Origin of the sequence: Methanosarcina sp. DH1, from assembly GCF_020804205.1 — an archaeon.
In the GTDB taxonomy this organism is placed as follows: domain Archaea; phylum Halobacteriota; class Methanosarcinia; order Methanosarcinales; family Methanosarcinaceae; genus Methanosarcina; species Methanosarcina vacuolata.
Genome location: NZ_WJBJ01000027.1, coordinates 34,564 through 59,121 on the forward strand (window position 1 = coordinate 34,564; position 24,558 = coordinate 59,121).

A 24,558-nucleotide genomic window follows, 5' to 3' on the forward strand; every position below is an offset into this window, starting at 1 on the left:
TTGCTGTTGTTCTTTCTGTTTAACCGCACTTATTACTAACATTATCACATTTTTATTATATATTGAAATTTTCAAAATTTTTTCATTCTTTTTTTGGACGCGATCATAAAGTGCTGAAAACAGCCGGATTGATAGCTTTAATATATTTTAACGGCAACAATATCCAGCAGATGACAAAAGGAATACTTATTGCAGGAACCCATAGTGGGGTCGGAAAAACGACAGTCTCCATGGGTATCATGGCTGCCCTTAAACACAGGCAGCTAAAGGTTCAGCCTTACAAGGTAGGGCCTGACTATATCGATCCTTCTCATCACACTGCAATTTGCGGGCGTCCTTCAAGGAATCTGGACACATACATAATGGGCACTGACGGAGTCGGGCAGACGGTGGCCCGAACTTCTGCAGATGCGGATATTGCGGTAGTAGAAGGAGTTATGGGGCTCTTTGATGGAATTGATTCTACAGAAATTGCAAGTTCCGCACATATCGCAAAAACCCTTAAGCTCCCGGTAATTCTGGTAATCAATGTGCATGGGATGTCCAGGAGTACCGCTGCCCTCCTTAAAGGGTATTCTGAGTTCGATCATGAAGTAAGAGTTGTAGGCGTTATCCTGAATCAGGTAGGCAGCCAAAGGCATGCGGAACTCGTAAGAAATTCACTTCCGGGTAACATTCCTATTGTAGGTATGATTCCAAGAAGGAAAGATATCGAGGTTCCCTCCAGACATCTCGGGCTGTACATGGCTCATGAAAAGGACTACAATACTGAGGAAATGGCGGCTTTTATTGAGGAAAATGTTGACCTTGATGCAGTGATTGAACTTTCTGAGCCTATTTCGGTCCCGGAGATCAGAAATATCCCTGGACCTGAAGCGGATCTCAGGATAGGAATTGCTATGGACCCGGCTTTCTGCTTCTATTACCAGGATATGTTCGACGCTTTCAGGGATTGCGGAGCTGAAGTCGAATTTTTCAGTCCTATGGAAGGAGAACTTCCGGATGTGGACGGAATTTACCTTGGAGGCGGCTACCCTGAACTTTACGCAGAAACCCTTGAAAAGTCAGAAACGACCCGAAAACTTAAAGGCCTTGCAGCTGACGGTTTGCCTATCTATGCAGAATGCGGTGGCCTTCTTTACCTCTGCGGGACATATGAAATCGATAACAGGACATATAAACTCGCAGATGTCGTGCCTGCAAACACACGCATGACAAACCGGCTTAAAGCCCTGGGATATACTGAAGCCCGCCCTCTGGACAAAACCTTCTCTTCTCACAATATCAGAGGTCACGAATTCCACTACTCTGTCACTGAATGTGATCGCGATGCAAAGTTTGCATATGAAATGCTGCGCGGAAAAGGTATACAGGACGGTTTTGATGGTCTAGTCGAGCATAACACCCTGGCAGGCTATATGCATTCTCACCCTGCTACCTTTCCGGTAGAAAAATTCGTGCAAAAATGCAGGGAATACAGAAAACGGTAAATGTTTTTTTAGAATAAAGCACAGATTCAGGATCAGTGCAGTTGCTTGCAAAGCAAGCAACTTTTTAATTTCTACCTTTTGGGTTTTTCTGAGAGCTTTTTGTGAGTGTTTTAAAAGTCTTTTTAAAAGTCTTTACAAATTTTAAGTTTCAACAATATAGTTCGAATTTTTTGGCACTTTTACCTGAAATTTCATATAAACACTTTCAGTCTGTTAGGCTATAATTTATAATGTCTAAAGTAATTTACAATTACTAACGTAATTTTTGGAACGGAGGAGAATAAACTGGAAGGGGACTTACCAGAAGAGAATGCACTTTAAGAGACTCAGTACAAGATAATACAATAGAAGAGGTATCATATTACTTACAAAAGGAGAAAATAAAATGAAATTTATATGCCCGCTTATTGTTGTAAATGATATAGGGGCTTCCAGAAGCTTTTACGAAAACGTCCTTAATCAAAAGGTACAGTGCGATTTCGGTGAGAATGTATCATTTGAAGGCGGCTTTGCTATACACTTGAAATCACATTTTTCAGATTTAATAAGCATAAGCAAGAACGACATAGTTCAAAAGTCAAACAATTGTGAATTGTATTTTGAAGAAGACGATCTGGATAGTTTTCTTCAAAAGCTGAAAGATGTGGGTTCCATTGAATATGTACACGGTTTGAAAGAACAGCCCTGGGGACAGCGAGTTATCAGATTCTACGATCCTGATATGCACATTGTTGAGGTTGGCGAACCTATGGAAAGCGTAGTAAAAAGGTTCTTGAGTCAAGGTTTATCAATTGAAGAAACCATAAAACGTACTCTAATGCCAGAGGAATTTGTCAAACAGTGTTTGTAGATAAATGAACTATTTTTTAGATCTAAATTACGGGTTGGCAGTGCAACAATATCGATTTTAGCAAAATATACCGTGAGAATATTTCTGCATGGGTAATTTGTATGTAAAGTGGAATTTTGTGGAAGAAATAAATGAGAAATCGCCAGATTATGGAATAGTGTCCTAAAAATATTATAAAATCAAATTGCGTGCTGCAATCTCACCTAAAGGATGCTTCGTGCCTTTCGCCTGGTTTCTGAGGAATTGTGTAATGCCCATGTATGAGATTTCCACAAGATAAAGTTGCATTCTCAACTATGTAACCGGAAGTACCAGGAAAGCTCATTTTACAAAGAAACGATGGTAAAGAGGTTTTAACGAGAACAAAAAGAGGCGAGGATTCACTTCGTCCTGCACTTGAATGCAGGGTATTCGTAACCTTCCGCGCTCCCGATATAATAATATTATTAATTTACAGTACTTAGCAAAAGTTATTATAGGTTTTGATGAATACCATCTTTAAACCTTTGACAATCCACTCCTGTTGGTCTTTTTGTAAAGTTAGAGAAGTACTACTTTTCCCGATTAATCTGAGTTCAAATACTGGCTTTCTAAATATTAAAAACATAAATTTATCCTGACTGACTTCAATTAGGTCTGAATAATCTTCAAATAAGTCGGTATTGTTTTTAGGTTAAGTTCGCACAATGACTTGTACTTTGTACTAATTCGAGTTTATGCACAGGTTTTTAGGAAGGAATTAAAAATGGCTCTGAAACCCAGAATTACAGAATCCCCTCAGGTTCGTTTGATTGACCTTAAGTCAAAACCTTTCTTTATTGTAGCTTCCGTAGAGGTTGGAAACACCACAACCAAATGTATCCTTACAGCTACCAATATGGAGACTGGAAGGACTCATATTATTAATAAGGTAGTGCGGATGACCAGAGATGTCCGCCGCCCTAGTCCCGGAGAAGTTGTATTTGGGAGGACACTTACCGGTGTGGAACTCACTCGTGAATCCGTTGCAGAACTGGTACGTGGAACCCTGACCGAATCAATGGAAAAAGCAAGTCTGGATATAAAAACCGATCTGGACTTTGTGGTTCGTTCCACTGGAGTTGTTGCAGGTTTTGATTCTCCGGAAGAAGTGGGCGAATTTATCAAGGCTCTGGCAGATGGCTGCCTGATGGCAGGAGTTCCCCCGAAAAACATGACTCCACCAATGTCTATTTCAAATATCCCCAAAAAATTCCAGAAATACAGTAAACTGGAAAAAGTAATTTTTGATGGGGCTGTAGCCGGCGTACTACCTCCGATAGGTTCAACTGGCGTTGAAATCGTTGCAAATGAGATGGAAGGGGAGCTTGCAACCGCGGGGATTAAGGAAGCATCCAAACTTACCGATGTTGATTTCAGGAACCCCTGCATTTCAATCGATTTTGGGACAACCCTTGATGGTAGGGTCACAAATTCGGATCAACCGTATGCAAAAACAGTGGGTAACTTCTGTGGCTATGCCGGGGCAATTCCTGACGCAATTATTCGGGGTTCGAAGATTGTGGACTCAAAAGTAGGGACTGCTCTCGAAGTTTTTGAAAAAGAGAAACCGCCTTCTTTCCTTACTTTGAAAATGAAGGCTAAAGTGATTGAAGCGTATACAAAGCGTATTCATGAACTTATTGTTATAGAACAGGTTCCACGGGACAGAACGAGGTACGGAAGCGTGCCTGTAAGGCCTGATGCAGCTGAACAGATAGGTGTAACACTTATAGGTTGCGATGTAGGAGTAAACGGCTCCGATATGGGCAAGCTTAGTGCTATAGGCATGGAAATCTGCAAGACTCACGGACTTCAGGTTGTTTCTGCTGTTATTGATGAGGTCATGGCAGGCGTGGTTTGCAGGTTGATTAAGGTTGCAAAAGAAGCAAAGCTTGTTTTTGAGGATACAACTATAGGGATCACTGGCAGGGCAGGGATTACAGGGAACAAACCTAAATTGATCCTGAAATGCCTGGAAGATATGAATATTTCTTCGAAAATCGATGAGAGAGTAGTCTTCGTAGACGATGGACTTGCCAGGGGCGCAGCCGTAATGGCTCGGTGTATGAATTCTCTTGGCTCGCCGCAAAACCCTCTAGGCGGCAGGCACGGTGGAAAATGTATTCTTGCACAGAGGGTAAAACTACAGAATAAATGACCTTAAAATTGCAGGACAAATGGCCTTAAAACTACAGGAAAAATAACCTCAAATTCAGGATAAATCACCTTAAAATTACAGGCCAAATGACCTTAAAATGCTAAAAATATAAAAAATATTTAAAATGTGGAAAAACTCGAAATATTAAAAGAGAAGGTTTTTAAATGCAGCAAGAGGAATTAACCTCCTGCTCCTCCCCCACCGGCTTTTCCAAGGTCGAAGGCTTGCATTGTTTCTCTCTCTTTTCTGAATCTTTCTTCCAGTTCTTCGGCTGTGAATTCTCTTTCTTCTTTCTTTTCTTTAGCTTTAAGCTCAGTTAGTTCCAGGGTTTCTTCCCTGTACCATAGCTCTGTACTATCGAGCAGAACCCATACCTTTCCTTGCTCGTCCTTTTTGATTTGAGTTACGCGGCTGACCGTATCACTGTTTACGTATTTGACGGTATCTCCCGCTTTAATGGGTTTTTTATTTCGCCCTACTGCTGTGATTACTTCAGCATCAGCCATGATCTTACCTCGAAGGCTTCCAGGACGCTGGTATTTCAGGCCCAAAAGTCCTTTGTTTTAATTTTCTGCTTATAGGTTGTCCAGGCCCTCTAATAAAGTTTATGTGGGTTAAACTCTGGGGTAACTCTGTAAATCCTTCTAAGAAAAAAATCTTATCAAAAACTTTTTCAAAAAAAATCTGTAACTATTCAGCCTAGGAAAAACAACATCATTAGCCTGATTTAACAGAATTCAATTGGCAAATTCCAGAAAACGTATTTTATTTGATTGTTGGCTATTGATTGCGTTTTTTTAATTATCATTAGTTAGAATTCAGACATGCCGATTTCATCAAAATCGATATCGATCGATAGATTCCGGCAAGCTGAATCGTTACAAAAATCTTATCAAAAACTTTTTCGAAAAAAGTTTTCTCAAAAACTTTGTGGAAATTGTTTTGGATTGAACTTTTGGGGGCTTCTGGGTATCAGAGCTTTTTCCAGAGACTTCCAGAGTTCAAGGTATAGGACGGGTCTATTTCGTACCCTCTTATTTTTAACTATGATTAATTTCCGACCTTAGATCTCCCATCAGGGCAACTCTTTCGGCATAAGCATTGTGTCTGTGAATGCTTTCCTCATTGGTTTGCTTGATAGTAATTACTGCGTTATCAGGAAGGTTCGGAAACTCTTTTACTACATTGTCTGCCATGGTTCTTACACAGTCTTCCACAAATTTCGGGTTCATATGTGCAGTTTCCACAACGACTTTTTCGTCTGAGCGTTTCAATACTTCATACACGCTGGAACTCATAGAGTGATCAATAATGCTGATGATGCTTTCGAGGGAGACGTCAAAATCATGTGCTACCTTGATTGATATAATTCCCCTTCCACGCTGGTTATGGGTAGCCATGGGAACTTTTTCCAGGAATTTTATAATCGTATCTTTATCGACTCCAAGTTCAGAAAGCTCATTTGCAGCTTTATCTCGCATAATCTCCTGAGCACAGGGGCAGGCTGTCATTCCTACAACTTCGGCGCCTATTAGCTTCTTTACATCAAAATAGTCATCATTGCCCTGGCCCCTTATAGCTGATGCTTCAGCAAAGATATTTACAACTTCCTGGCACTTGATTCCGGTGGCAGGGGACGCACGTCTGATCATATATTCGCTTGTCATCCTAACTTCGGCCTGGTTGGCGTATTCATGTCTGCCAAGCAAGTTGTGTGCGATATCACTGCAAAGCTGCTCAATTTCGTATACGGGCATACTGAGTATTTTTTCCAGTACCTCATCTACAGCTTCGAAGTTCCTTGAGAGATTTGCTCCTTTTCGGTCCGAGGGCAGGTCAACAAAAACGTCAAAAGTTGAAATAAGTACGATAGGACGTTTGTCTTTTCGCTTGATTTCAACGAGTTTTTTAACATTTGTTACCCCTACTCGGGTAAGGTTTATAGCTATGCTTGGTTTGCTGGCCTGGACGTCCGGGAGGTTGAAAGTGCAATGTTCCATAATTAACCAGATCCATAAAAAGATGAATGTTTAATTTTGTAAAATGAATCTTGATAAACATGCAATTTTATTCCATTTGGAAAAATATAATGATCATAAGGAGTAATAGCATGTAAAGTTTGTGCTTTCAGGGGTTTTCGAATATATACAATAAACTCAAGTTTCTTAATTGCCCAAAACTGATTTCCTAAAATATATTTTGGACTGCATTTCTAACAAGATATAATTATTTAAATATTTCCCATTTTGCCAACAATATTGAAAAATTTAGTTTATATATTCCTCGCAAATTGAGGTGAATTTTGGATAAACCAATAACTACAGGCAACATCCTGAAGAAAGATTTTATATACTTTAAAACGTAATCAGTGTCTAGCAATACATTTGCGAGGTGACCTTTATGTCCAACACAAGAAATTTTGTTTTACGAGACGAAGAAGGCAATGAACACGGCGTTTTCACAGGAAAACAGCCTCGACAGGCTGCCTTGAAAGCTGCAAATCGGGGCGCTGGGACTAAATCCAATCCGGATGTCATCCGACTCAGAGAACGCGGGACAAAGAAGGTGCACGTTTTCAAGGCATGGAAAGAAATGGTTGAAGCGCCTAAAAATAGGCCTGACTGGATGCCTGAGAAAATCAGCAAGCCCTTTGTCAAGAAAGAAAAAATAGAAAAAATCGAATAAATCGGATAAATCGAATAAATCGAACAAATCTGATAAAAATAATTTCTCTCATATACCCTGAAAATAGGGTTCTTTCTTTTTCTTTAATATAGATAAGGAATTAGCCTGGACTGGTCTTTAATTTTTTATACTATCCGGGCTGGCTTATTTCCACTGTTTTCATTTCCACTGCTTTCATTTCCACTGTTTTCATTTCCACTGTTTTCATTTCCACTGCTTTCTCAAAATTAATTTTCTTGCCCTTATTTTTTTGCATGTTGCTTCTAACTATCACCAGAGTCTTTAACGATAAGTTTAAAAATAGATTTTCTGATTCCTACATCATGGAACTAAAGAGAGAGAACGTGCTTATTGAAGCCCTGCCTTATATGCAGGAGTTCTATGACTCAATCATGGTTATAAAAGTGGGCGGAAATGCAATGGTTAGCGCCCAGATCATGGAGGATATCATAAAAGATGTTGTGCTCCTGCGCTATGTGGGAATCAAACCCGTTATTGTACACGGGGGCGGGCCTGAGATTACTGAAAAAATGGAGCGGATGGGCAAGAAAGCTGAGTTTTTCCAGGGATTACGTATTACAGATGACGAGACAATGGAAATTGCCAGGATGGTGCTTGTCGGAAATATCAATACCAAAATTGTATCTCTGATCGGGGTTTGCGGAGGAAATGGTATTGGGCTTACTGGATACGATGGAAGAATGATCCTTGGCCATAAGCAGGCTGTAAAGAAGGTAGTGATTAACGGTATTGAGACTGAAGTTGATATTGGCTGGGTTGGGGAGTGTGAGGTAATTAATCCTGATATTCTCCATATAGTACTTCAAAACGGTTATATTCCTGTCATTTCTCCTATTGCTGTGGATGCGAAAGGCAATGCCCTGAATATTAATGCCGATATAGTGGCAGGCGATATTGCAGCAGCTTTGCATGCTAAAAAGCTTATTCTGATGACTGATGTCTCAGGGCTACTTAGAGATGTAAATGATCCCGGTAGCCATATCTCCCGTGTAACTCTGGATGATATTGATCACCTTATCGCTGAAGGCATTATACAGGGTGGTATGATCCCAAAACTCAAAGGCGCAGCAGTCGCAGTAAAAAACGGGGTTGAAAGGGCTCATATAATAAACGGAAGTGTTTCTCACTCCATGCTTCTTGAACTCTTTACTGATCGCGGAGTCGGAACCATGGTCTACAAGTTCAAAAAGCCAAAAGATTAATTATAAACGACCCGGCAGCTTATAAATACCTCTAGTTTTTGATTAATCTTGATAAAAGAGTTTAGAGGTATTTATGAATCTAATCATCAGGCCTGTCAGGTTAAGTGATTCTCAGGACATCAATGAGATGCGAAGGCAAAAAGAGGTCAGGGCACATACCCTTGCCCTTCCTACCGAAACTATTGAGTTTACGGAAGGATTCCTGAGGAGTATGGGAGGTGACGACCATGTACTGGTATCCGAATCCGAAGGAAAAGTTATTGGAATGGTAGGGATACATCTTCTGAAGGGTGTCAGGCAGAGACATTCCGCCTTCCTTGGAATTATGGTAAGGACTGAATATCAGGGGCAGGGTATCGGGAAAAAGTTGATGGAAAACATTCTTGACCTTGCAGATAACTGGCTTATGCTGGTAAGAATCGAGCTTGATGTTACTGCAGACAATGAAAAAGCTATCAGTCTTTACCGGTCTTTTGGTTTTGAGATCGAAGGGACAAAAAAATACGCAATAATAAAGGATGGGAAGTATGCCGACCTTCTCATGATGGCCAGGTACAATATTCCCATTCAGTTCAAATAAAAAAATTCAGTAAAAATGAATTTTTTACGGTTTTTAATCTAAAATAGGTGCTCCGTAGGTAAAGTCTTCAAGTTCCAGGACTTTTCTCCAGAGTTCTTTGCATTCGCAGTCTGTTTTGCTGAGGTCTTCTGGATTCTGGGTAAGTGAAAAAGTCCTTAGAGAGTCTGCAACATCCGAGCTGCAGATTTTACAATTGTGAGGACCGCGTTTTGAGCCTGCACCTACCGGATCGGACATAAGAGGAAGGTCTGGATGAGCGGCTTTTGCCCTTTTCAGGATTTCTACAATACTCCAGAGCCAGGGAGGGCGATATTGTCCTTTTTCCCAGAGCGCTTCAACAAGGGTGCCTTTCTGGACATTGCAGAGGTTGATCGAAATTGTGTCAGCGTAAGGAGCCGCATCATCTATGGAACCGATAATGTCCTCAAGGGCCTGGCGTTCGGAAAGAAAAAGAGGTTTTAGCATCAGGTAGGCTTTAACAGTTGCCCCATTTTTCCTTGATATTTCTGAGGCACGGACAAAATCCCTGAAGGTAAAACCTTTATTAATAGAGTCCCTGCGGATTCTGTCCGAGCTAGTCTCCAGCCCGAAAGCCAGTTCAAATGGCTTATTTTTCAGAATATTGAGACATTCCTGAACATTCTCTTCAGTTACGAAGTTAGGGCGGGTTTCCGCAAGTACCTTGACTACTCTGGGATCGTCTGCAAGAGTTTTGAGGATTACATCTCTTGCCTCAGGAGGAACCTCCTGCTCGTCAAGAAAACTGCCTGAGGTGAAAATTTTTACCATAAACTCAGGGAATTTTTCAGCTTTCTTCATTGCTCTGGCAAGCTGGGCCTTGTAATCCTCCAGAGTTGGGGGTTCACTTGCGCAGTCATAGACATAACCGCACATAGTACACCCTCCGGCTTTTCCCCAGCGGCACCCGGCGCTCTTGAAGATTACAGTTAAAGTCTTTACCTGAGTTTCATTTACCAGGTCGACTCCTGTCCAGCTTGCTGCAGGTTCATTGGTAGGAGAAGGTCTAACTTTAATCCGCTGTCGGATTTCCATTACTGCTTTATTCAGTGTCATGGGCGTAAAAACTCGCTTTGTGGCTTGCTTCATATTATAAAAAAGATTTGAAGCTGAGAGCCAGCTTCATTATTCATTCCTTATATTCTGTACTTTTACTTTTATACTCTGTAACTCTAATTCCATTTAAGTGGCCTGTGCTTCACTCAAACTCAATAGTCGCAGGCGGTTTTGGTGTGATATCATAAACCACTCTGGCTACTTTCGGGATTTCAGAGGTGATTCTGGATTCCAGTTTTTTGAGTACATCCCAGGGAAGTTCAAGCGCTTCTGCAGTCATTCCGTCTCTGGAGCCTACAGCCCTTACAGCTATTATCCAGCCGTAAGCCCGAATGTCTCCCTTTACGCCTGTTCCCTTGCCAAGTACAGCAGCAAAAGTCTGCCAGGGACAGAACCTGTCAAGAAGTTCTTCTTCAACTATATTGTTTGCTTCCCGTACAACCTCAAGTTTCTCCTCTGTAACTTCTCCAAGAATCCGCACAGCCAGGCCAGGTCCGGGGAAAGGCATCCTTTCACAGATTTCGTCAGGCAGCTTGAGCGCCCAGGCAACTTCTCGAACCTCATCTTTGTAAAGGTCCTCAATCGGTTCTATTATCTTCTTGAAGTCCATTACGCTGGGCAGCCCTCCAACATTGTGGTGGGATTTGATTCCGCCTTCTGACTCGATCCTGTCAGGGTAAATCGTTCCCTGGATAAGATAGTCGGCTTCAAGTTTCCTTGCCTCTTCTTCAAAGACCCGGATGAATGTCTCGCCTATAGCCTTCCTTTTCTCTTCAGGGTCAGTTATGCCTTTCAGGGCTGCAAGGAACCTGTCCTTTGCATATACAATATCCAGGTTCATGTGGGAGAAAATATGCTTTATCCTCTCGGTTTCTCCTTTTCTCATGAGCCCTGTGTCAATATATATAGGCTGCAGCCTGCCTCCTATTGCCCTGTGAGCCAATTCCGCACAAACAGAACTGTCCACGCCGCCTGAGAGTGCAATAATTGCTCTCCCATCCTTTATTTCCTTGCTAATTTTCTCAACTGCTTTTGGAATGAATTTTTCGGGTTTTACCATTGAAATGCTCCTTAAATGATGCTGAATTGAGAATCCTTTGAAAAAATGATCGTGATCAGTAAAGACTATTAGAATTATCTGAATTTGACTATTTTAGTGTGATATATGAGTTTGTGCATGGGGTTTTTGATATTTAAAGGTATAGTCGAAAATAAGTTGTCAGTATTATTATTGGCTCCGTATGTCTCTAAAATGTATTGGGTGCTTCTTTCCAGTCTTTTTGTTTCCCACTTCAGTAAAGTTACAGAGCAGATTTGTTTCAATGTATGAAAACTAAATCTTACAGTATCCTCTTCAAATTCAATGGAGAATTTTCCAACTCGAAAAATATTCGATAATTTTGTGATACAATCGTAAAGTTGAATTCATCTCTTAAGGTTGTTTCTCAGACCTGGTTAAATTCTTAAATTTAGCATGAAAGTACTGCCATCTGCAAGCACTTTCATTGATTGTGCATGTTATTCGAAGAATATCATGTGCTTTTTTCAGTAAATAAATGAAATTTATTTTTACCCATACGATTTGAAGAGGAATACGAAATAAGGAAAAGTGTACCAGGAATGGAAAACTGTGGAAAACTGAAAACATAGCTGGTTGGTATAAGGGATTATCTTAAGAGGAAGATAAGAAGTACCTGGGTGTAGCCGCACTCCTTATCTTCCTATCTTTACCTAAGATCAAACATTAATAATGCTGACGCTAGAAACCAGTAAACCACTTGCTTATTACCACTTTTCAATCCTTTTCCGACTTTTCCTAATTTGGTGATGTGATTTTCTGTTCAAAATTTTTTCCAAATTTGGTAATTTAATTTTCCTTTCTATATTCTTTTTTGAATTTTACTATCTTGAGATACCTCTGATGTATGTCCATAGCTTACAGCTAATACACCCGAGTACTTTCACCCCGCACACCTGCAACTTAAATATGATGAGCGTAAAACACCACAACATCAGGATTCCATACCTGACACATTTTATACTGATATTACTGATGTCTAATTCCTCACTACACGGGAATAATTTACTATAGAGGAATAGTTTTCATAAACATAGAATATGTCTATTATAAAAATTGAAATATTGAGGATATGTCCGTGCATGAGAGCATATCCACACTTTGACTTCCCTGGGTCTTCTGGGGTTTATATTCTGGCGTGACATTGATTCTACAGTCAGGGGGATTCGAAAACGAGCATTGAGTATGATTTCTTGAAGGCAAGTAAACGTGAGCTTGAGCCAATGCCTTCCCTGTCCGCCAGAATGCATTCAACCCTTCACCAGTATTTCGGATACACTTCCTTTCGCCCGTTGCAGGAGGAAATTATCAGGGATGTTCTGGAGAAGAAAGACGTTTTTGTGCTCATGCCTACCGGCGGGGGCAAGTCTATGTGCTACCAGTTGCCTGCCCTTCTCATGGAAGGAGTTACGGTTGTTGTTTCTCCTCTGATATCTCTGATGAAAGACCAGGTTGATGGACTTGAAGCAAACGGGATTGCCGCAGCCTGCATGAACAGTACCCAGAGCGCCAGAGAAAACCGTGATGTAAAGACGGCTTTTCTCGAAAATCGGTTAAAAGTTCTTTACGTTGCTCCTGAAAGGCTTATGATGCCAGGGACCCTTGCTTTTTTAAAGAAAGGAAAGGTCAGCCTTTTTGCGATTGACGAAGCTCACTGTATTTCCGAGTGGGGCCATGATTTTCGGCCTGAGTACAGGAAATTGAAACTTTTGAGAGATCCTAAAACAGGTTTTCCTGATATCCCAATCATTGCGCTTACGGCAACAGCCACAGAAAGGGTTCGCGAGGATATCATATCGCAACTCAATCTTCATCTTCCTCCGGAAAAAGGTCCTTACGTGGCCAGTTTCAACCGGAAAAACCTGTACTATGAGGTCAGGCCAAAAAAAGAAACTTTTTCCGAGATTACTGACTACCTGCGCAGGCATAGAGGTGAAGCGGGTATCATCTATTGCCAGAGCCGAAATAGCGTCGAAGCACTTACAAAAAAACTGAACATTGCAGGTTTCAGGGCCCTTCCCTACCATGCAGGGCTTTCAGACTCCGAGAGGAACCGAAACCAGGAGATGTTCATTAAAGATGACGTGGACATCATAGTAGCTACAATCGCTTTTGGGATGGGGATTGATAAGTCCAATGTACGTTTTGTAATACACTATGACCTTCCCCGAAATCTTGAGAGCTACTATCAGGAGACCGGCAGAGGAGGAAGGGACGGAAGCCCATGCGAATGTATCCTTTTTTTCAGCAGAGGAGACCGTTTCAAGATTGAGTACTTTATCTCACAGAAGACAAATGAAAAGGAGAAGGACATTTCTCTGGTGCAGTTAAGGCAAATGGTAGCTTATTGCGAGGTAAATAAGTGCAGGCGCCAGACTTTGATGGAGTACTTTGGTGAAGAGCTCCCAGAACCCTGCGGGAATTGTGACTGCTGCCTTACTCCTAAAGATACCTTTGACGGGACTGAAGCTGCAAAAAAATTGATAACCTGCGTCCAGGAACTGAACCAGCGCTTTGGCACTAACTATGTTATTGATGTCCTCACAGGTTCAAAGAATAAAAAAATCAGGCAAAACCGTCATGAAAGGTTGAAAAGTCATGGCAGTGGCCTGGAGTTCACAAAAGAACAATGGAAATCATTAGCTTCCGAAATGATAAATACCGGTCTTCTGGACGTAAGTGGGACAAAGTATCCTTTATTGAAGCTTAATGCCATGAGCAGAAAAATACTGAAAGGGCTGGAACAAGTAGAGCTTGTCTGCCCCGAAGGTTTTGTTCCTGAGGCTGAAGAAAGTTTCATGCCTTCTACGGTAACTGGTACAAAAGGCAAAAAAGCCGACGATCTAAGTTTCTCTGAGGAAGAAGCTTTTTCAGATAAATTTTCAGTTGCTTCTGACATCCTCAAAGCTTCAGAGGCGAAAAAAGCTATAATCTCCGGGAAAGAGCCTGACCCGATTCTTTTTGAACGGTTAAGAGCTCTGAGAAAGGAAATTGCTTTACAGAAAAATCTTCCTCCCTACATTATTTTTTCTGACACTTCCCTTAAGGAAATGGCTACAAGGTTTCCGCAAACTTCTGAGGAGTTTCATTCTATTACAGGGGTTGGAGAACATAAATTAAGAAAATACGGGGATGTTTTTCTCAAGGAAATCGAAAACTACTGCACAGATTACAGTTTAGTACCCGCTGAAAAACCTTCTGAAAAATCTATTGAAAAACCTGTTGAAGAATCTGCTGAAACACCTATTGATAAATCTATTAAAACACCTGTTGAAAAATCTATTGAAACACCTGTTGAAAAATCGATTGAAAAATCTGTTGAAAAATTAGAGGCTACCTGTAAAGACCCTGAACAAGAGGGAATAACCTCAAAAGAAACTGCTCAGAATGCTCAGAATGATGAAAATTCCAAAGTTGAGATCGAGATATTCGGGACTAAAATACCCAATCCCGAGTCTGAAAACATCAACAGCCTAGAAGTCTGCAACTTATCCACAAAAAAAACAAGGTATCTGGATACGAGTATTCAGGACTGGTCAGAGCGGAATTCTTCGGCAGGCGGCTTCAGGGAAATAGATACGGCAGAGATATTGCCTGAATTAGAGATTGTAAACGCCACCAGAGCAGATCCTTCTATCTCCGGTTCTTTTGAAACGGATTCTCTGCAAAGAACGTTGTCTCTTTTTACGCAGGGGTTTGGAATCGATGAGATTGCTGACATCCAGGGTATGAGTATCAGAGCCGTTTTCAGGCAACTTGAACAGCTCACTCTTTCTGGAAACGTAAGAAATATTGGAGGACTCTTACCTCCCAAAAGACAACAACAGATCAAAGCTTCCCTGGAAAGCTTAGAAGTTGAGCTAAACTCTCTGCTTCGGGCAAAGTTGGGTGAGAACTGCCAGGAAGAAGAAATGAAATTTGTCAGAGCTCTCCTTCTGTCCAGAATCTGCTTTTCCCAGCCTGAAGATGGTAAGTAAAACCCTTTTCTGCAAATTTCGCTGTTCTTCTTTGATTTTTATGATTTTCTGACCTTTTTAATTCTCACTACTTTTTAATTCTCACTACTTTTTAATTCTCGCTGTTTTTTAATTATCACTTTTTTTAATTCTCATTTCTGTTTTCTTGTTTTTAGTCTGAGTTTCTGAAAATGGGGGCATTCAACGTTTTTCCCATTTCTTTAAATTCATGATCTCAGACAGCGTCCCGCCTCTCTTGATTTCATCGAAGAGTCTTTTTTCGGTTTTGTAAACCTCTTTTGCTCTTCTTGCCAGCTCGTATGCCCTTTCTGCTGGAATTACCACAACACCGCTTTCGTCGCCCACTATATAATCTCCTGGCTTCACGGTCTGGCCACCGCAGGTAATTTCAGCGTTGATTTCTCCAAAACCTTTAGGATCTCCGGCGTTAGGTACGGTATTGCTTGTATAAATCGGAAGTCCCAGGTTTTCGACTTCGTCAATATCCCTGACAGCACCCTCTATCACCAAGCCTGCAATTCCCTTGTTCAAGGCGCTCCAGGTTGCAAGCCCTCCCCAGCAGGCAACATCTTTATTTTCGTTGTAAATAACGATTACGTCTCCTTCTTTTGCAATATCAATTGCTTCCACGGGCTTTGCCCAGTCTCCGGGAAAAGTCTGCACGGTAACTGCGGTTCCTACCATTTTTCCTCTTACCAGAGGATGAATGCCTTTCATTGCGCCTTTCCGGTGCATGGCATCAGAAATGTTTGAAGTGGATACTTCTTTAAGAATTTCTCTGATTTCCTGGTCTACAGTGCTGACACTGCAGATTTCTACAGCTTCTGGGGAGTCCACACTCTGCCTGATTTTTCTTGCAGCTTCGGTTACGTTGTCAGAATGAGTGATATTCCCTCCGACAATTACAACTTTTGCCCCGGCCTTAACAGCCTGCACTGCACTATTTGCATCGAGCCCACCAGCGACTGCAAGCTGTACGTTGACTCTCTGTGAAATTTCCCTGAGAAGCGATATGGGGTCTTTTCCCATCATCTGCTGGTCTATACCTATGTGTACATTAACATAGTCTACGCCCAGAGACTCAAGTTCAATTACTCTTTTTACAGGGTCAGGAGCCGAAATGAGGTCTGCCATTAACCTGACTCCATATTTATGGGATGAACGGAGTGCATCAAGTAACGTAGAATCATCTGCACTCCCTAGCACAATAACGACATCAGCCCCAGCTTTTGCTGCCATCTCAACTTCTATAGCGCCTGTATCTACAGTTTTCATGTCTGCCAGAATCGTCCGGTCTGGAAAAGCTTTCCTCATAGTGCGGATTGCGTCCATTCCCTCACTTTTGATCAGAGGGGTTCCAATTTCGATCCAGTCCGCACCTCCTGCTATTGCCTCTTTTGCAATCTCTACCGCACGATCCAATTCCAGAAGATCAAGTGCAACCTGAATTATGGGAACTATAGTATCACCTCAAGCGGGAAATAGGAAAAGCTGAAATTTTTAAATATTTCTATATCAGCTGTCCTGTATGTTTTTATCCTGTTTTACTCCGGATCTATTCTTTCGGACTTCCGGGTTTTATATCGATTCTTTTAATTTAATTCTCTTAAATTTATCCTTTTATTCTGACTCAAATTATCTAATTTTTATATGTGAGTTTTTCATTACCTATATTTCTTTTTATTTGCGACTGTTTTTGTGTTCACGGTGTTGTTTATATCTGACATTCACAGGTAAAGAATAAATATTAGCCAGTTATAAAAAATGAATATTATCCAGTTGTCGTAGGAATTTGATTAATGCTATAATATTTACTGGGGGAAGACAATGGAAAAGAACCTTGGAATATCCGAAAAGAATGATTCTGAAAATTATATCACAGATGAGGAACGCAAGCAGTTACTTTCGGCTCTGCATTCTCGCCTTTTCTGGGTAGGTCAGCGTATCCCGGATTATGTTGAGCTTGAGGGAGAAACTTATCCTCTTCACAACTATATATGGGAACTGGTTCAAAAAGAGGAACTCAGTGAATCTGAGAAATCCAAGATAGATAAATGCATTGAAATTCTTTCAGCAAAGGAAATGGAAGATGAAAAAGAGCTTGAAGAGAATTCCCTTACTTCGGAAGAATCAAGAAATCTCTATCATGAGACTGCAGGCTTATTGCGTGCAATCACAAATTTACAGGAGATCGAGAGCGGAATCTTCAAGCAAAATACGAAACGCTTTCAGGAGCAGTTCGCTAATCAGAGGGTTAGAGACGCAAAGCTCTGGCTTGAATTCATAAAAAAAGTGTCTAAATGATGTAAGTGTCTAAATGATGTGTTAGCACTGAAAGTGATATGTTAATATTGAAAGTAACATCCCAGCATTAAAAGTAATACATTAGCACTTAAAGTAATATGTCAGCATTAAAAGTAACGCGTTAGCACTAAAATACAATACAGGATTTAATTTCCTTCAATACTCTTAGAAATTTCTGGAGCAAAGGTTATATCTTTGGGAACCACTTTATGAAAACAGGATGTCATTTAAGAACAGAAACGTCATTTCTATGAAGGACTTTTCGCGGAAAGAAATCGATTACGTTCTGGATACGGCAGAAAAACTTGAACCTGTAGCCAGAGGTGAAGAGAGGTCCCGGTTGCTGGATGGAAAAATAATAGCTCTTCTTTTTTTTGAACCAAGCACAAGGACAAGGCTGTCTTTTGAGGCCGCTGCGCAGAGGCTTGGGGGGCAGGTTCTTAACCTGGGTTCTGTGGAGGCAAGTTCAGTAATGAAAGGCGAAAATCTTGCCGATACTATCCGCGTAATCAGTAAGTATGCAGATCTTATAGTGTTGCGTCATCCTCTTGATGGGTCAGCACGAATGGCTGCGGAATTTGCAAGTGTTCCTATAATCAATGGTGGAGACGGCTCTTTACACCACCCTACGCAAACTTTCCTTGACCTCTATACTATTCGCAGGGAAAGCCATCTCGAAGGTCTGAAGATCGCTATGGCAGGAGACCTGAAATATGGAAGAACAGTTCATTCCCTATGTCATGCTCTATCTCTTTACGGAGCCGAAATAACTTTAGTTTCGCCTCCTGAACTCAGGATGCCCCAGGAGATAATCAGGGATCTTCAAAAGAATAAGATCAGAATCAGAGAGACAACTTCTCTTGAAGACATAATTGGAGATGTTGAAGTTCTTTATATGACAAGGGTTCAAAGGGAACGTTTCCCTGATCCTGAAGAATATGAAAAGGTCAAAAACAGGTTGAAGGTTACAGGTGACCTGCTGAAAAACGCAGATCCTAACCTTAAGATTCTTCATCCTCTCCCACGGGTCAACGAAATCTCTCCTGAAGTGGATTCAACACCGTATGCATGTTATTTCGAGCAGGCTTTTTATGGGGTCCCTACGCGGATGGCACTTCTCGCTCTTGCCACGGGAGTGATTGAATGAAGGAAAAAAGAGACCTGAAGATTCAGGCAATTGAAAATGGAACAGTGATTGACCATATAAAGGCTGGGCAGGCTTTGAATGTTCTGCGTATACTCGGGATTTCCAATGCTTTTCGAGCTACTATCAGTTTCGTTATGAATGCACCCGGTGCAGCAGGCATAAAAGACGTTGTGAAGATTGAAGGTAAGGAACTCAGCGTCGAAGAGCTTAACAGGATTGCTCTTATATCTCCGAAAGCCACTATCAATATTATAAGGGATTTTGAAGTGGTTCAGAAAAATAAAGTTGTGCTTCCTTCTTATGTTGAAGGTGTTGTACGCTGTACCAATCCAAACTGTATTTCTAATAGCAGTGAACCCATAAAATCAAAATTTTCCGTGCTCCAGTCCGAAGAAGATGGGGTAACTCTACGCTGTCTTTACTGCGAGCACGTAATTTCAGAAAATATAGCCGAAAATTTGCTGTAATGAAAATCTGCTGCAAATGAAAATCTGCTGTAAATGAAAACCTGCTGCAAATGAAAATCTGCTGCAATATATGACTTTCTGAGCTAAAAATCAATTTTTGTTTTTATCTTGAGGTTCTCTTACAGGACTGAAGTGATCGGTAATTAATTCACAGGATATTAGTTCAGTGTAGTTCGAATATTATCCATTTGAATATAATTTTGCAGTTTTAACTGCTATTATCTTCAGGGGAAATTGCTCATGATAAAAAGAGATAATGATACGGAAGAGGCAGATGAAGAATATATTGGGTACGAAGAGCGCAATAAGCTTCTCTGGAGTCTCAGGAGTGATTTTGCCTGGGCAGGAAAAAAAATCCCTGAAAGCGTAGAGATTGATGGGCTCGAGTACAGGCTCAGAGACATGATCCGAGAGCTGAGCGAAAAAGAATCACTGGATACAGATAAAGCTGCCGAAATCAGAGCTCTTATCCCAAAATTGAATGAAAAATCAAAAGTAGACGAAGAACTAATAGAGACCGAAGAGCTTACAAAAGCAGAGGCTGAAGCCCTCTACGAAGAAGCAACTGGGCTTATGCGGGCTTCAATGGAATTAAAAGACAAACTTGAGGGGAAAGGTGGGGAAAAAAGTGTTGATGAGTTTAAGCGTATGCTCAATACCCAGAAGATAGTGGACGAAAAGTACTTTCAGAATCTTATTAAAAGTTTAAAGTAATAAGTTTGTTTGTGATTTCTTCAGTGGTTTCGGCTTCAGGGAATTTCAATTTCAGGATAGTCTTTCGATTTCTTTTTTGTTTTCAATTTTCTACTTACTCTTATTTTTTAAGGTCGCCATAATTTCTTCAGGTTCTTCAGTGTAGAATTCCAAACTTAAGTTTGATCGTGTAGTAATTTTAAGAATCTGTTGATAAGGCACTGTGAGTTCGAAGATATAAAAATAAATAACAAGGACATATGCAACTATCCAGAAATCTACCATGACTGAGCTTAGTTTTATGAAAGCCGGAGCTGCTTCCATCTGCAAATCTCTGGTTATATTTTCTACGATATGAGGCAGTTGAATTGCAAGGGTAGCAAGGGCTAACAAACGCAGTGGCCAACGCAGGGAACGGCCTTTGTTCTTCGATATAGTGGTCGTCACGATATTCTCTTTCCTCAACACGAGGGATCTGAACAGATGCCGGCGAATAATTATTTTTTCAGGAGTCAACAACACAGTAGTATGATTATAAAGAATAAAAGCCAAAATAGCCAGATAGGGGATTAAGGAAGAAAAGAGATCGAAAAAAGAGCCTGCAGGACTATATAATCCCAAAATTAAACTGATTACTAACGATGTACCGATAATTTTTCCAATTCCGTAGCCTCTATACAGGCCCCGTCCTTTCAGAACCTCATCTTCTTGCATATTTGCAGGAGAATGTACTGGTTGGCCCAGCTTTTCCAGTCCAAAACTATAACAGCCGCCTTCCTTCCTTTCTTTTTGGATAGAATCCTCCATAGGGCACCATCCCATCAATTTTCTAAAATATTTTACCAAAATCATTTCATAAGCCTTCAAAACGTTTTTATTTCATTTTGGTCCCTTTCGTTTTTGAGGAAACTTGTAAGCTCTTCAGGTTTATTAGTAAAAAACGTAAGTTCCAGTTTTGAGTGCGTAGTAACTTTAAGGGCCCACTGATAAGGCGTTAAGAGTTCGCCATTGTAAAATGCCACAAGTAGAATTGTTACTGTCGCAATATGTCCCAGAAATAGACTAAGATCAACATAGTTTGAAAGTAATCCTTCAATATATTCAACATATTCAATATATTGCTAGTTCCTTGGCATCCCTTCTATAAAGTAGATTGGTATTAAAACTACACAAAACAAACGGGATAGCCATCGTAATGAATGATTATAATTTTTCGTTGTCGAGATTTGAATGATATCCTCTTTTTCAATCACAATAGGCTTACGCAGAGGCTTTTTGATTCTGATTTCCCCAGGTGTTACTGTGACAGCATCGGGGCGATTAAGAAGAAATATTATAGGCAGAAAGAACTTAACAAGGCCTGAAAATATAATCAAATAAGAGTCTTCAGGAGTATATGCCCATAAAAGCGAGGAGGCTATTAATGTGGAAAAAACGGTTATTAAAACCCGCGATAACCACCACCAGTCAAAGAGACTGGCTTGCACTTTAAGAGTTCTGTTTTCCTGGAGATCCGCGGGAGAGGAGCTTAATTGAATATTTCCATTTCCCCATTTAAAATCCGGGAGGCAACCTTCATGCATTTGATTCCGGAGGGAGTTTTTTGTCGGGCACCATCCTATCAGCTTTTTTATGTATCTGGACTCCCGGCTCATAGTTCTTCATCCTTTTCTCCAAGGACATACAACTTTTGCTGTCCCTTTTCTCTTTTCATGTACATTTTCATATGGTTTTTCTTCTCCCAGTAAATTAGCTGGAAATAGAAGCCCCACATAAGAATCAGAACTCCTGTAGTGAAAGAATACAGAGCCTGATCGTTAAGAAGATAAACTGCATAAGACGAGATATAGGGCAATAAAGCCATGAACAAAGTGAAACACAAAAATAGGAATAAGATCACGCAGGCAAACGTTCTTCTAAAGGAAGGAGAAACGACAGGATTTCTTTTCACGGCATCGTATTGACGCATCTGTTTTTTCCAGCCGAGTAAATAGATCGGTAAAGAAAGTGAAAGGCCAAGAAGGAAAGCCTCTGTATTTATACCTTTTTGAAATAGGTTTATATAAATATAAATAAAGATAATTGGTAGCAAGAGGAGTTGGGTATCAAGCCTGGAATGCTGTTTAGGAATATTCAGACTTCTTGTCTTTTCTCCTCCTGATCGGTCATTTGCTGCAAAATTAGCAGAACTAATTCGGGTTTCAGCTTCAAGTGCTTTTGCATTCGGACACCAGCCCATCAACTTTTTTATGTTTTCAACTATAAGGCTCACATTTCTCCCTCATTTTCCCCAACAGCATACGTCTTCTCGAAGCTATTTTCATGTTTTATATAAATTTTCATGTGATTTTTCTTCTCCCAGTAAATTAGCTGGAAATAAAAACCCCACATGAAAAAACAAAGAATTGAAAGTTCAAATAAGGCTAAGTTCCAGTGTGTTAACATATAAGTGAGCAACGTAATCGGAGCAATAAAAACTATGATTATCAAAAAAATCCAAAGATATGATAATTTAGAGACATTGCGGGCAATAGGTTTTTTTGCAATGTCGTTGAACCGCTGAATCCGCTCATTCCAGTGAAATACAAAATAAAATAAGGGAGGTAATGGTGCAAAAAGGGATGGGAGAAGGCCCATGTGATTGTATATAAGGAAATGAACAAATGTTAAAAAAATAGCAAATAGAAGTATTTGATTACTTTCTCTCTGGAGCCATCCAGGATTCTTTAAACAGCTGTTATCTCCCCTTGCTCTGTCCGGAACATTGGAATCAAAGTTTTCAAGGCCAATATTCCTTCTAGCTTCATATGCTTTTGCATTTGGGCACCAACCCATTAGCTTTTTTATGTATTCGACTTTAAGGCTCACATTTCTCCCTCCTTTTTCCCAAGAGCATATGTTTTTTGGAAGCCATTTTCAAATATTATACAAATTTTCATGTGATTTTTCATCTCCCAGTAAATTAACTGGAAATAAAAGCCCCACATAAAGAACCAAAGAATTGAAAAATAAAATGCCGGTATCGATGGAATGCCAAAGTTGAACATATAAGAGAGAACTATAAGAAGAGATGTGAATAAAATAGTAAAAATTATGAATAGTAAACCTGGAAGATATTTTTCTTTAGAGCCATAACGAGTAATAGGTTTTCTCGCAATGTCGTTGTATCGCTGCATCTGTTTATTCCAGCGTAATACTAACTGAGATAAGGCCACTAAAAATCCAGCAAGTAAATAGAGCAGGTTCAGATCTATCAGATTAATCATCAGGAGATACACAAACGTTAAAAAAATATCAAATAGAAGAATTTGATTACTTTCTTTCCGGAGCCATCCAGGGTCCTTTAAATCTCCATTTTCTCCCCTTGCTCTGTCCGGAATATCGGAATCAAAACTTTCAAGATTAGCGTGCTGTCTGGCTTCATATGCTTTTGCATTTGGGCACCAACCCATTAGCTTTTTTATGTATTCGACTTTAAGGCTCATATTTCTTCCTCTTCTTCCCCGATAGCATATGTTTTTTGGAAGCCATTTTCATTTTTGATATGAATTCTCATGTGATTTTTTTTCTCCCAGTAAAATAGCTGAAGACAGGTTCCCCACATAGTAAGAATCCAGGTTGCTGCAATAAAAGAATACATTGATTGAGAGTTAATAGAAGAAGGCGTGTAAGACAAGAAAACTATAGGTGGGATACTCAAAAACAAAATTAGGGATAAGAAAACAAAGAAGAGTACTATTTTAGAGATATAACGAACGGTGGATTTTTTTGCGGCGGCATCGTATTCACGTATCTGATTTTTCCAGAAAAGCAAATTTATCAGCAAAGAAAACAAAATGCCCAAAAAGAAGAACTCAAAATTTACACCCTTTACTAACAGCATAATTGTGTAGAGAGGAGTTAAGAAAAGGGTTGGTAAGAGTAGTCTGACATCAAGCCTGGAAAAACGACTTGAAGTCCCTGGATTCCTGGCCTTTTCTCCTCCAGATTGATCATATAATTCAAAACTAGCAGAGCTAATCTGGGACCCAGTTTCAAGCGTTTTTACATTTGGGCACCATCCCATGAGTCTCTTGATGTGTTCCAGAGTCATAGCATCTCTCCATTCATGCATTTACAATGTAGATTCCCGGCATTTTGCGCCCGTACACAATTATTATTTTCCCATTCCTTTTTTCCCAGTACATATCTGTAAGGTAATACAGAAAAGCCGTCAAACAAAAGCCAGATAGAAATGCTATAATGTAATTCCAACCAAGCGATGAACTCAAGGAAAGCAGCAATACAAGGGCAGCTGAATCAAAAAAATCAAAGTAATACAACAACGCTGTCAAACAAAAGGCAGAGATAAAAAACAAAATAAATCCCCAGTTGGATTGTGAAAATAAGAGATACAGTAATATCAGTGAAAGTATGAGATTTACAGCTTTCCATTTTGGAGACCTACCAGCCATCTTAATTTTTTTGCCTGTATTCTCTATATTATCCAGGTAATGCCAGTTCCAGATGCACAAGAGCAGGTTAAAAATGGTTCCGATAATTAACCCAAATATGAAACCTTTCTCCATAGGATGAATGCCCAGAAATCCAATTCCCAGTACAGAAAAAAGAGTCAATCCAGAGGATATTACTAATGCTCTATTATGGCGTTTGTTCCACCAACCAGTGGGTAAAACCGGAGGATTTCCAGAGTCTCTCCCTTTATCTTGATCATTTGCTTCAAAATGTTCAGAATGGTTACAATGCTGAGTCTCAAGCATTTTTGCATTCGGGCACCATCCCATCAGTTTCTTGATATATTTCAGGGTCAT

General features: G+C 40.3%; 24 protein-coding genes. 11 read left to right on the top strand and 13 right to left on the bottom strand.

What is annotated here, in order from left to right; all coding sequences use genetic code 11:
* The first annotated feature begins 170 nt into the window (after positions 1-170).
* From FXW07_RS15485 to FXW07_RS15495, 3 genes are all read left to right on the top strand, one after another.
* Positions 171-1,490 carry a cobyrinate a,c-diamide synthase gene (locus FXW07_RS15485; RefSeq protein ID WP_229396224.1) on the top strand — a complete coding sequence of 440 codons (1,320 nt, stop codon included), beginning with the start codon at positions 171-173 and terminating at the stop codon, positions 1,488-1,490.
* 385 nt (positions 1,491-1,875) lie between these two features.
* On the top strand, positions 1,876-2,340 hold the full coding sequence (locus FXW07_RS15490; RefSeq protein ID WP_048153231.1) for a glyoxalase/bleomycin resistance/dioxygenase family protein: 465 nt from the start codon (positions 1,876-1,878) through the stop codon (positions 2,338-2,340).
* A gap of 745 nt (positions 2,341-3,085) precedes the next feature.
* A complete protein-coding gene (locus tag FXW07_RS15495) occupies positions 3,086-4,519 on the top strand; it encodes a methanogenesis marker 14 protein (protein WP_229396175.1) in 1,434 nt (477 codons plus the stop codon).
* Between the two features lie 179 nt (positions 4,520-4,698).
* Here the strand turns inward: FXW07_RS15495 and FXW07_RS15500 are convergent, their stop codons facing one another.
* Entirely contained in the window at positions 4,699-5,025 is a 327-nt protein-coding gene (locus FXW07_RS15500; RefSeq protein ID WP_229396176.1) for a DUF2098 family protein, read from the bottom strand.
* A gap of 534 nt (positions 5,026-5,559) precedes the next feature.
* On the bottom strand, positions 5,560-6,519 hold the full coding sequence (gene mptA, locus FXW07_RS15505) for a GTP cyclohydrolase MptA (protein WP_048116709.1): 960 nt from the start codon (positions 6,517-6,519) through the stop codon (positions 5,560-5,562).
* 400 nt (positions 6,520-6,919) lie between these two features.
* On the opposite strand from mptA, the gene FXW07_RS15510 reads away from it, so the two are divergent.
* Positions 6,920-7,204: a non-histone chromosomal MC1 family protein gene (locus FXW07_RS15510; protein ID WP_048116710.1), complete on the top strand. Its 285-nt coding sequence runs from the start codon at positions 6,920-6,922 to the stop codon at positions 7,202-7,204.
* A 130-nt stretch (positions 7,205-7,334) separates the two neighbouring features.
* Here FXW07_RS15510 and FXW07_RS19395 read toward each other — a convergent pair whose 3' ends face one another.
* Entirely contained in the window at positions 7,335-7,460 is a 126-nt protein-coding gene (locus FXW07_RS19395) for a hypothetical protein (protein ID WP_255679105.1), read from the bottom strand.
* Between the two features lie 67 nt (positions 7,461-7,527).
* Here FXW07_RS19395 and argB point away from each other — a divergent pair, with 67 nt between their 5' ends.
* Both argB and FXW07_RS15520 read left to right on the top strand, forming a co-directional pair.
* Positions 7,528-8,427, top strand: coding sequence for an acetylglutamate kinase (argB, locus tag FXW07_RS15515; RefSeq protein WP_048153234.1), 900 nt, complete (start codon positions 7,528-7,530; stop codon positions 8,425-8,427).
* Positions 8,428-8,500: 73 nt separating this feature from the next.
* Complete coding sequence (locus tag FXW07_RS15520; protein WP_048153235.1) at positions 8,501-9,007, top strand: GNAT family N-acetyltransferase; 507 nt, start codon at positions 8,501-8,503, stop codon at positions 9,005-9,007.
* A gap of 33 nt (positions 9,008-9,040) precedes the next feature.
* Here the strand turns inward: FXW07_RS15520 and FXW07_RS15525 are convergent, their stop codons facing one another.
* Both FXW07_RS15525 and guaA read right to left on the bottom strand, forming a co-directional pair.
* A complete protein-coding gene (locus FXW07_RS15525) occupies positions 9,041-10,081 on the bottom strand; it encodes an archaeosine biosynthesis radical SAM protein RaSEA (protein WP_229396177.1) in 1,041 nt (346 codons plus the stop codon).
* A gap of 142 nt (positions 10,082-10,223) precedes the next feature.
* Complete coding sequence (gene guaA, locus FXW07_RS15530) at positions 10,224-11,141, bottom strand: glutamine-hydrolyzing GMP synthase (protein ID WP_229396178.1); 918 nt, start codon at positions 11,139-11,141, stop codon at positions 10,224-10,226.
* A 1,241-nt stretch (positions 11,142-12,382) separates the two neighbouring features.
* Between guaA and recQ the strand changes: the two genes are divergently transcribed.
* On the top strand, positions 12,383-15,136 hold the full coding sequence (gene recQ, locus FXW07_RS15535) for a DNA helicase RecQ (protein WP_229396226.1): 2,754 nt from the start codon (positions 12,383-12,385) through the stop codon (positions 15,134-15,136).
* 180 nt (positions 15,137-15,316) lie between these two features.
* On the opposite strand, the gene hxlA is transcribed toward recQ, so the two are convergent.
* The gene (gene hxlA, locus FXW07_RS15540; RefSeq protein ID WP_156150919.1) at positions 15,317-16,597 is read right to left on the bottom strand and encodes a 3-hexulose-6-phosphate synthase; all 1,281 of its coding nucleotides are present in this window, start codon (positions 16,595-16,597) and stop codon (positions 15,317-15,319) included.
* Between the two features lie 366 nt (positions 16,598-16,963).
* Here hxlA and FXW07_RS15545 point away from each other — a divergent pair, with 366 nt between their 5' ends.
* From FXW07_RS15545 to FXW07_RS15560, 4 genes are all read left to right on the top strand, one after another.
* The gene (locus FXW07_RS15545; protein ID WP_229396179.1) at positions 16,964-17,440 is read left to right on the top strand and encodes a DUF5788 family protein; all 477 of its coding nucleotides are present in this window, start codon (positions 16,964-16,966) and stop codon (positions 17,438-17,440) included.
* Positions 17,441-17,660: 220 nt separating this feature from the next.
* Positions 17,661-18,587, top strand: coding sequence for an aspartate carbamoyltransferase (pyrB, locus tag FXW07_RS15550; RefSeq protein ID WP_229396180.1), 927 nt, complete (start codon positions 17,661-17,663; stop codon positions 18,585-18,587).
* Positions 18,584-19,054: an aspartate carbamoyltransferase regulatory subunit gene (gene pyrI / locus FXW07_RS15555; protein WP_229396181.1), complete on the top strand. Its 471-nt coding sequence runs from the start codon at positions 18,584-18,586 to the stop codon at positions 19,052-19,054. Before pyrB ends, pyrI begins: the two co-directional genes overlap by 4 nt.
* 240 nt (positions 19,055-19,294) lie before the next feature.
* Complete coding sequence (locus FXW07_RS15560) at positions 19,295-19,768, top strand: DUF5788 family protein (protein WP_229396182.1); 474 nt, start codon at positions 19,295-19,297, stop codon at positions 19,766-19,768.
* Positions 19,769-19,858: 90 nt separating this feature from the next.
* On the opposite strand, the gene FXW07_RS15565 is transcribed toward FXW07_RS15560, so the two are convergent.
* The 7 genes from FXW07_RS15565 to FXW07_RS15595 all read right to left on the bottom strand — a co-directional run bounded on the left by FXW07_RS15565 (position 19,859) and on the right by FXW07_RS15595 (position 24,558).
* Positions 19,859-20,599, bottom strand: a complete 741-nt coding sequence (locus FXW07_RS15565; protein WP_229396183.1) for a DUF1673 family protein — start codon at positions 20,597-20,599, stop codon at positions 19,859-19,861.
* A 269-nt stretch (positions 20,600-20,868) separates the two neighbouring features.
* The gene (locus FXW07_RS15570) at positions 20,869-21,330 is read right to left on the bottom strand and encodes a DUF1673 family protein (protein ID WP_229396228.1); all 462 of its coding nucleotides are present in this window, start codon (positions 21,328-21,330) and stop codon (positions 20,869-20,871) included.
* Positions 21,331-21,398: 68 nt separating this feature from the next.
* Entirely contained in the window at positions 21,399-22,019 is a 621-nt protein-coding gene (locus FXW07_RS15575) for a DUF1673 domain-containing protein (RefSeq protein WP_346655669.1), read from the bottom strand.
* Positions 22,016-22,615: a DUF1673 domain-containing protein gene (locus tag FXW07_RS15580; protein WP_229396184.1), complete on the bottom strand. Its 600-nt coding sequence runs from the start codon at positions 22,613-22,615 to the stop codon at positions 22,016-22,018. Before FXW07_RS15580 ends, FXW07_RS15575 begins: the two co-directional genes overlap by 4 nt.
* Entirely contained in the window at positions 22,612-23,232 is a 621-nt protein-coding gene (locus FXW07_RS15585) for a DUF1673 domain-containing protein (protein WP_229396185.1), read from the bottom strand. Before FXW07_RS15585 ends, FXW07_RS15580 begins: the two co-directional genes overlap by 4 nt.
* Positions 23,229-23,840 carry a DUF1673 family protein gene (locus tag FXW07_RS15590; protein ID WP_229396186.1) on the bottom strand — a complete coding sequence of 204 codons (612 nt, stop codon included), beginning with the start codon at positions 23,838-23,840 and terminating at the stop codon, positions 23,229-23,231. The genes FXW07_RS15585 and FXW07_RS15590 overlap by 4 nt, the downstream gene beginning before the upstream one ends.
* Before the next feature lie 13 nt (positions 23,841-23,853).
* A complete protein-coding gene (locus FXW07_RS15595) occupies positions 23,854-24,558 on the bottom strand; it encodes a DUF1673 domain-containing protein (protein WP_229396187.1) in 705 nt (234 codons plus the stop codon).

Excerpts from the sequence above, each read along its gene's own strand:
- FXW07_RS15490 (WP_048153231.1), top strand. The coding sequence starts at position 1,876 with ATGAAATTTATATGCCCGCTTATTGTTGTAAATGATATAGGGGCTTCC.
- FXW07_RS15595 (WP_229396187.1), bottom strand. The coding sequence starts at position 24,558 with ATGACCCTGAAATATATCAAGAAACTGATGGGATGGTGCCCGAATGCA.
- pyrB (WP_229396180.1), top strand. The coding sequence starts at position 17,661 with ATGTCATTTAAGAACAGAAACGTCATTTCTATGAAGGACTTTTCGCGG.
- FXW07_RS19395 (WP_255679105.1), bottom strand. The coding sequence starts at position 7,460 with ATGCAAAAAAATAAGGGCAAGAAAATTAATTTTGAGAAAGCAGTGGAA.
- FXW07_RS15525 (WP_229396177.1), bottom strand. The coding sequence starts at position 10,081 with ATGACACTGAATAAAGCAGTAATGGAAATCCGACAGCGGATTAAAGTT.
- argB (WP_048153234.1), top strand. The coding sequence starts at position 7,528 with ATGGAACTAAAGAGAGAGAACGTGCTTATTGAAGCCCTGCCTTATATG.
- FXW07_RS15510 (WP_048116710.1), top strand. The coding sequence starts at position 6,920 with ATGTCCAACACAAGAAATTTTGTTTTACGAGACGAAGAAGGCAATGAA.
- FXW07_RS15500 (WP_229396176.1), bottom strand. The coding sequence starts at position 5,025 with ATGGCTGATGCTGAAGTAATCACAGCAGTAGGGCGAAATAAAAAACCC.
- FXW07_RS15590 (WP_229396186.1), bottom strand. The coding sequence starts at position 23,840 with ATGACTCTGGAACACATCAAGAGACTCATGGGATGGTGCCCAAATGTA.
- FXW07_RS15585 (WP_229396185.1), bottom strand. The coding sequence starts at position 23,232 with ATGAGCCTTAAAGTCGAATACATAAAAAAGCTAATGGGTTGGTGCCCA.
- FXW07_RS15485 (WP_229396224.1), top strand. The coding sequence starts at position 171 with ATGACAAAAGGAATACTTATTGCAGGAACCCATAGTGGGGTCGGAAAA.
- FXW07_RS15560 (WP_229396182.1), top strand. The coding sequence starts at position 19,295 with ATGATAAAAAGAGATAATGATACGGAAGAGGCAGATGAAGAATATATT.
- FXW07_RS15545 (WP_229396179.1), top strand. The coding sequence starts at position 16,964 with ATGGAAAAGAACCTTGGAATATCCGAAAAGAATGATTCTGAAAATTAT.
- FXW07_RS15565 (WP_229396183.1), bottom strand. The coding sequence starts at position 20,599 with ATGATTTTGGTAAAATATTTTAGAAAATTGATGGGATGGTGCCCTATG.
- FXW07_RS15495 (WP_229396175.1), top strand. The coding sequence starts at position 3,086 with ATGGCTCTGAAACCCAGAATTACAGAATCCCCTCAGGTTCGTTTGATT.
- pyrI (WP_229396181.1), top strand. The coding sequence starts at position 18,584 with ATGAAGGAAAAAAGAGACCTGAAGATTCAGGCAATTGAAAATGGAACA.
- guaA (WP_229396178.1), bottom strand. The coding sequence starts at position 11,141 with ATGGTAAAACCCGAAAAATTCATTCCAAAAGCAGTTGAGAAAATTAGC.
- FXW07_RS15570 (WP_229396228.1), bottom strand. The coding sequence starts at position 21,330 with ATGCATGAAGGTTGCCTCCCGGATTTTAAATGGGGAAATGGAAATATT.
- FXW07_RS15520 (WP_048153235.1), top strand. The coding sequence starts at position 8,501 with ATGAATCTAATCATCAGGCCTGTCAGGTTAAGTGATTCTCAGGACATC.
- recQ (WP_229396226.1), top strand. The coding sequence starts at position 12,383 with ATGCCTTCCCTGTCCGCCAGAATGCATTCAACCCTTCACCAGTATTTC.
- mptA (WP_048116709.1), bottom strand. The coding sequence starts at position 6,519 with ATGGAACATTGCACTTTCAACCTCCCGGACGTCCAGGCCAGCAAACCA.